Origin of the sequence: Streptomyces anatolicus (genome assembly GCF_019400875.1) — a bacterium.
Taxonomy (GTDB): Bacteria; Actinomycetota; Actinomycetes; order Streptomycetales; family Streptomycetaceae; genus Streptomyces; species Streptomyces anatolicus.
This window is the reverse complement of record NZ_WMBF01000391.1, coordinates 1-6,043: the sequence shown is the minus strand read 5'-3', so window position 1 is coordinate 6,043 and position 6,043 is coordinate 1. Positions and strand designations below refer to the sequence as shown.

6 protein-coding genes are annotated in these 6,043 nt (G+C 72.1%); 3 read left to right on the top strand and 3 right to left on the bottom strand.

Annotated elements, in window-relative coordinates; genetic code table 11:
• Positions 1-49: 49 nt before the first annotated feature.
• The 3 genes from GKQ77_RS25635 to GKQ77_RS25625 are packed head-to-tail and all read right to left on the bottom strand — an operon-like array spanning position 50 to position 3,565.
• The gene (locus GKQ77_RS25635; RefSeq protein ID WP_219691304.1) at positions 50-670 is read right to left on the bottom strand and encodes a TetR/AcrR family transcriptional regulator; all 621 of its coding nucleotides are present in this window, start codon (positions 668-670) and stop codon (positions 50-52) included.
• A 47-nt stretch (positions 671-717) separates the two neighbouring features.
• A complete protein-coding gene (locus GKQ77_RS25630; RefSeq protein ID WP_219691303.1) occupies positions 718-2,802 on the bottom strand; it encodes a YhgE/Pip family protein in 2,085 nt (694 codons plus the stop codon).
• Positions 2,774-3,565 carry an ATP-binding cassette domain-containing protein gene (locus tag GKQ77_RS25625; RefSeq protein ID WP_308117788.1) on the bottom strand — a complete coding sequence of 264 codons (792 nt, stop codon included), beginning with the start codon at positions 3,563-3,565 and terminating at the stop codon, positions 2,774-2,776. The genes GKQ77_RS25630 and GKQ77_RS25625 overlap by 29 nt, the downstream gene beginning before the upstream one ends.
• Positions 3,566-3,726: 161 nt before the next feature.
• On the opposite strand from GKQ77_RS25625, the gene GKQ77_RS25620 reads away from it, so the two are divergent.
• From GKQ77_RS25620 to GKQ77_RS25610, 3 genes are all read left to right on the top strand, one after another.
• Positions 3,727-4,317 (top strand): SAV_6107 family HEPN domain-containing protein, encoded by a 591-nt coding sequence (locus tag GKQ77_RS25620; RefSeq protein ID WP_219691302.1) that lies wholly within the window; start codon positions 3,727-3,729, stop codon positions 4,315-4,317.
• Positions 4,318-4,415: 98 nt separating this feature from the next.
• Positions 4,416-5,252: a class I SAM-dependent methyltransferase gene (locus tag GKQ77_RS25615; RefSeq protein ID WP_219691301.1), complete on the top strand. Its 837-nt coding sequence runs from the start codon at positions 4,416-4,418 to the stop codon at positions 5,250-5,252.
• 275 nt (positions 5,253-5,527) lie between these two features.
• Positions 5,528-5,941, top strand: a complete 414-nt coding sequence (locus GKQ77_RS25610) for an SCO2097 family morphological protein (protein WP_125512309.1) — start codon at positions 5,528-5,530, stop codon at positions 5,939-5,941.
• The last annotated feature ends 102 nt before the right edge of the window (positions 5,942-6,043 follow it).

Genomic DNA, 6,043 nt, shown 5'->3' with positions numbered 1-6,043 from the left:
GGCGAACAGGGGGCACCGGACCGGCGCCGTCGTACGCCCTGCCGTGCCGCTACGCGCGCGTGCCGCTCACCCGGCCCTGCAACAGCCGGGAGAGCGCCGCGTGCACCTCGTCCAGGGAGCGCTGCGGCTGGAAGGCCTGCCAGTCGAGGGCGGCCACAAGGACCATGCCGACGAGCGCGGCGGCCGTCAGCGGGATGTCGATCTCGTCGCTCAGCTCGCCGTTCTCCACGCCCCCGCGCAGGACGTCCTCGACCACCGCGACGGCCTGCTGCCTGACCACCAGGAGGGTGGACTGCCAGGCACGGTTGGTGCGCCACAGCTCGGCCACGTACAGCTGGGTGAAGGCGGGGTAGCGGTTGATGAAGACGAGACCGGCCCTGATCATCGCGTCCAGGGCGTCGACCTTGCTGCCGCCGCTCTTGTCCGTCGCCTCGGCCGCTTCCTTCAGGGAGGCGGTCAACAGGCCGACGCCGTGCCGCAGCAGCTCTTCGAAGAGGACCGATTTGCTCGCGAAGTTGTAGTAGACGGTGCCCTTCGCGACCCCGGCCCGCTCGGCGATCTCGTCGACCGTCGTGGCGGAGAAACCCTGCTCCGCGATGAGGGTGACGGCCGCCTCGTAGAGCTTCTGCCGGGTGGCCTCGCGGCGGGTGCTGCCTGCACTGCTGTCCATGGTCTTGATTCTCACAGGTCTCGCCGGGCCGCCCGGCCGTGTCGCGCTCACAGGGTCAGCTCCGGGTGCAGCCGGTCCAGGGTCCACACCTGCTTGCGGTGCGCGGAGAGCGCGGTGAGCGCGAGCGCGCCCAGCGTGAACGCCGTCAGGACTACGCAGGCCTGCCAGACGGGGCCGAGGCCGCCGCCCGTGATCAGCCTCCGGAGGGCGTCTACGACGTGGGTCATCGGCAGGAAGGGGTGGATCGCGCCGAAGAAGCCGGGGCTCGTCTGCACCGGATAGGTGCCGCCCGCCGACGTCAGCTGGAGCATGAGCGCGGCGAGGACGAGGATCCGCCCGGCCGCCCCGAAGCGGGCGTTGAGCCACTGCACGATGGCGGCGAAGCAGGCCGTGACCAAGCACAGGAAGCCGATCGTGCCGGCCGCCCTGGTCATCTGGAGGCCGAGGCCCCAGTGCAGTACGGACATCAGGGCGGCCGTCTGCAGGACCCCGAGGGCCGCCACCGGCAGCCAGCCCGCGAGCGCGATGCGCCACACGGAGGCGCCCGCGGCGAGCGCGCGCCGGTTGAGCGGCTGGATCACCATGTACGCCACCATCGCGCCGACCCACAGGGACAGCGGGATGAAGTAGGGCGCGAAGCCCGTGCCGTAGTTGGGCGCCTTGTGCATCGACCGGGAGGCGAGCTGTACGGGGTCGGCCATGACGTCGGTGCGCTCGTCGCGGTCCTTCTTGCCGTAGTCGGGGATCTTCTTGACGCCGTCGTGCAGCCCGCCGGACAGCTTCGCCGAGCCGTCGGCCAGCTTGAACATGCCGCCCTTGAGGTCGTTCGCGCCCGTCTGCAGCTTGCCGATGCCCGAGTCGAGGTCCTTGGCCCCCGTCTTGGCCGTGCCGAGGCCCGTGTGCAGCTTCCTGGCGCCGTCGGCGACCTTGCCGGCGCCCTTGTCGAGCTGGTTGATCTGGGTGACGGCCTTCTCCAGGTCCTCGTCGAGGTGCGGGGCGCGGTCGGCGAGCGCCTGCGACTTCTTCTGGAGGGTGGCCAGGTGCTTGTCGAGCTTCTTGACGTCGACCTGCTGGTCCTTGATCAGGGTGTTCATGTCGTCCGCGATGGCCGACACGTTCTCGGCGGCCTTCTTGGCCTTCTTCAGCTCGGGACAGCCGGGGTCGGGCACCGGGGCCTTCTCGCACCGCTTCGTGTAGAAGTCGCCGATGACCTTGGAGCTGTTCTCGGCGTCCTTGGCGGCCCCGGGCGCGCGCTTGACCCAGTCGTCGAGGTTGCGGCGCATCGCCTTGGAGGAGTCGGCGACCAGCTGGGCGGTGTCCCCGATGGTCTTGCCGTTGTCCTTCAGGAAGGGCCGCACCTTGGCCGCGGTGCCGTTCACCTTGCCCGCGAGCTTGTGCGTACCGTCCGCGACCCGCCGGGAGCCGTCCTTCAGGTCTCCCGCGCCCTTGTGGAGCTTCTTGATGCCCGAGGCCAGGTCGCCGCTGCCCTTCTTGGCGTCCCCCAGGCCCTTCGCGAGGTCCTTGGAGCCCTTCTCGGCCTTGCCGATGCCGCCTTCGAGCCTGTCGGCGCCCTCGGCGGCCTTCTTCGTCTTGTCGTGGATGTCGGAGAACGAGATGAAGATCTTGTCGAGGAACGAGCGCGACGCCTTGGTCGAGGCGGCCCTGCGCACTTCGGAGAAGACCGTCCGCGAGATCTGCCCGACGATGTAGTTGTTGGCGTCGTTCGTACGCACCCGCAGAGCGCCCGTCTCCGGAGACTCCCCCGAACTCGACGCGACGCGCTTGCTGAAGTCCGACGGCATCGTGAGCGACAGGTAGTACGTCCCGTCCTCCACGCCCCGGCGTGCCTCGGCGTCGCTCACCTCGTGCCACTGGAAGGTCTTGCTCTTGTGCAGGCCGTCGACGATGGAGTCGCCCGCCTGAAGCTTCTTGCCCTGTGCGGTGGCCCCCTTGTCCTCGTTGACGAGCGCCACCGGGATGCGGTCGAGACGGCCGTACGGGTCCCAGAAGGAGCACAGGTACAGCGCGCCGTACAGCAGCGGCAGCAGCAGGAGCGCGACGAGCGCGAGGCGTGGCAGCTTCCCCCTGCCGAAGCGCCTCAGCTCAAGCGCGGCCAGCTTCGGCGAGCGCATCCGCCGTCTCCTTGTCGTCGTCGGTGCCGGGCTCTTCCCGCCCGGTCTCCTCGTCCCGGGCGCCGGTGCGCACCACGACCGCGCCCTCGGGCGCCTCGCTGCACACCGCCACGACGGTCGTCCCGCTCTCGGTGAGGGACCGCAACAGGCCCCAGGCCTCGGCCCGTTCGGAGTCCGAGAGCTTGAGGTCGGCGTCGTCGACGCCCAGCACGCGCGGCTCGCCGATCAGCGCGAGGGCCACGGAGAGCCGCAGTACCTCGAGCCGTTCCAGATCGCGTACGGAGGTCCGGCGGCCCTTGGGCAGCGACTCCATGTCGAGCCCGGCGGCGGCCAGCGCGGTGTCGACGCGCCGCCGCGTCTCCTGCCTGCGCTCCTCACGCGGACGCAACAGCCCCCGCAGCGGCCCGCCGAACCGCCGCTCCAGGAGCGCCCGTTCGTGCAGGTGCTCGGCGACGGTCAGGGCCGGGTCGAGGTCGGTGACGCCGGGCACGGGCCCGAGCCCGCTGATCCGGCGCACCGCGGCCAGCTGCTTGGGCAGCCGGAAGTCCCCCACGCACGCGTGGCCCTCGGTGGCGCGCATACGTCCCGTCAGAGCGAGCAGCAGACAGGTGCGGCCCGACCCCGAAGGGCCCTCCAGCGCGATCAGCGACCCGGGCCCGGCGTCGATGTCGACGCCCCGGAACGCCCAGCCCCGCGGCCCCTTGAGCCCGAAGCCCTCGGCGGTGACGGCGGCCGCGTGCACGCCGTCGGTCGTTCCGTCCACAGTTCCCCCCTGCCCCTTCTTCTGTACTGACCAGTCAGTTCAAAAGTAAGCCCGTACCCCCGGTCGGGGCAAAGGGGCAGGTCAGGGCCGATTGTCAGTGGGGTACTCCACGATGGGCACATACGGCCACTGCGCCGTCACACGACGACAGGAGGTTCGTCATGGCCAGCACTTCCGCAGCAGCCGCGCACCGGCACCACGCCGTGCGCCCCGCACCCTCACTGGCCGGCCCGGCGAGCGATGTCCACCCCGTCCTGCGCCGCGCGACCGCCCCGCCCGCAGCCCTCGACCTGCTCGCCCAGGCCCGCGCCGGAATCGACGAGGCCGGCCGCCTGGACGCTCCGAACGAGCGCTATGCCACCGCCCACCTCGCCGCCCTGCGCACCGCCGCCGCCGTGCTGGCCGCCCGCGCGCGGCCCGAGACGAGCCCGCGCCGCAGGCAGCGCATCCGCAGCGCCTGGGAAGTCCTGCCCGAGATAGCCCCCGAACTGACCGAATGGAGCGCCCTGTTCGCCTCCGGCGCCGCCCGCAGGGCCCGCGCCGAGGCGGGCATCCGGGGCGCCGCCACCGCCCGCGCCGCCGACGACCTGCTCCGTGACGTGGCGATGTTCCTGCGCCTGGTCGAGCGGATGCTGGTGCTCCAGCCCGTGCTGCCCCAGCCCAGGCAGGAGCGGCCGGACGGCGGAGAGGCGCGGCCGGACGGGGGAGAGGAGCGCCCGGACCGGGGAGAAGCGCCGCCGGACGCGGTCTGACCGGCGCGTCCACGCCCTGGGGCGGACGTCCGGGGCACCGCGCGGCAGGCAATAGGGTGGGGACGATCGCAACCCCACGCGCCGAGGAGTCAACTGCCGTGTCGGACCCGATGCGCCCGCCCGTCTCCCACCACCGCCCGCACACGGCGTCGGTGCGCTCCGACCCTTCCCGCCCCCGCGCTTCGCTCCGTACCGCCGTGGTCTGGGACGTCCTGAAGGACGCCCTCGACCGCCGCGTCGAGGTCACGGGACGGGAGTCGCGCACCGCGCTTGACGTGCTCGACACCGGAGGCGGCAGCGGCAACTTCGCGGTGCCCGTCGCCGCCCTCGGCCACCGCGTCACGGTCGTCGACCCCAGCCCGAACGCCCTGTTCGCCCTGGAGCGCAGGGCCGCCGAGGCCGGTGTCGCCGAGCGGGTGCGCGGAGTCCAGGGCGATGTGCTCGGCCTCTTCGACGTGGTCGAGCGCGGCGGCTTCGACGCGGTCCTGTGCCACGGCGTCCTGGAGTACGTGGACGACCCGGCCGAGGGCGTGCGCCTGGCCGTCGACGCGCTGCGGCCCTCCGGTGTGCTCAGCCTGCTCGGCGCGGGCCTCGGCGGGGCCGTCCTCGCCCGCGCCCTCGCCGGCCACTTCAAGGAGGCGCAGACGGCGCTCACCGACCCGGCGGGCCGCTGGGGCGCGGGTGACCCCGTGCCCCGCCGCTTCACCGCCGACCAGCTCACCGAGCTGGTCGAGGCCGCGGGCGTGCGCGTGGACGCGGTGCACGGCGTGCGGGTCTTCGCCGACCTGGTCCCCGGCGTCCTCGTGGACACCGAGCCGGGTGCCATGGAGGCCCTGCTCAAGCTGGAGGCCGCCGCCGCCGAACTGCCCGCCTTCCACGCCGTCGCCACCCAGCTGCATGTGCTCGGTGAGGCGCGCGGTACGGGCGAGGCCTGAGTTCCGGCTGGTGCTGCCCTGCTGATCAGCGACGCAGCCGCAGATGGAGTACGCCACAGGCCCCCCGAACGGGCTACAGGCGCCGTATGATCGAGGGACACCGTCCTGCATGACGGTCCGGCCACTGGGGAATGCACGCTCTAGTGAGCCGGAGCGGTGTGAAGGTCCGGTTTGGCGAAGTTGGCGCAGAGGGGCGGGTTTCACGGGGGCGATTCCCTGCCTATCCTGAAGGGGACCCCCAGTCGCCCCGGCGACTGCACGATGAGGAGGACTCCGTGCCGCTCTCGGAGCACGAGCAGCGCATGCTCGAGCAGATGGAGCGAGCGCTGTACGCCGAAGATCCCAAGTTCGCGACAGCGCTTGAGGGCAGCGGGCTGCGTACGTACACCCGGAAGCGGGTCTACCAAGCGGTCGTCGGCTTCCTGGTGGGCATCGCCCTTCTCATGGCCGGAATGGTCGCCCAGCAGATCTGGATCAGCGTGGTGGGATTCCTCGTCATGCTGGGCTGCGCGGTGCTCGCCGTCACCGGTTGGCGCAAGGCGCCGAAGCCGGGCGAACAGCCCACGGGCGCGGCCGCCGCGCAGGGTGGGCCCCAGGCCCGTCGGCAGACGCGACAGCGCCGTTCCGTCATGGACCGCATCGAGCAGCGGTGGCAGCGCCGCCGCGACGAACAGCAGGGTGGTCAGTAGCCCGGCCCCCGCAGGGCCGGCCCAGTAGATGTGAGTGTGCGTGAGGGGTGACCGCCGGTCGGCGGTCACCCCTCACGTGCGTCCCGGCGGGGGCCCCTCACG

What these genes read in the sequence shown, in the direction of transcription:
- GKQ77_RS25635 (WP_219691304.1), bottom strand. Translation starts at nt 670, where the DNA reads ATGGACAGCAGTGCAGGCAGCACCCGCCGCGAGGCCACCCGGCAGAAG.
- GKQ77_RS25630 (WP_219691303.1), bottom strand. Translation starts at nt 2,802, where the DNA reads ATGCGCTCGCCGAAGCTGGCCGCGCTTGAGCTGAGGCGCTTCGGCAGG.
- GKQ77_RS25620 (WP_219691302.1), top strand. Translation starts at nt 3,727, where the DNA reads ATGGCCAGCACTTCCGCAGCAGCCGCGCACCGGCACCACGCCGTGCGC.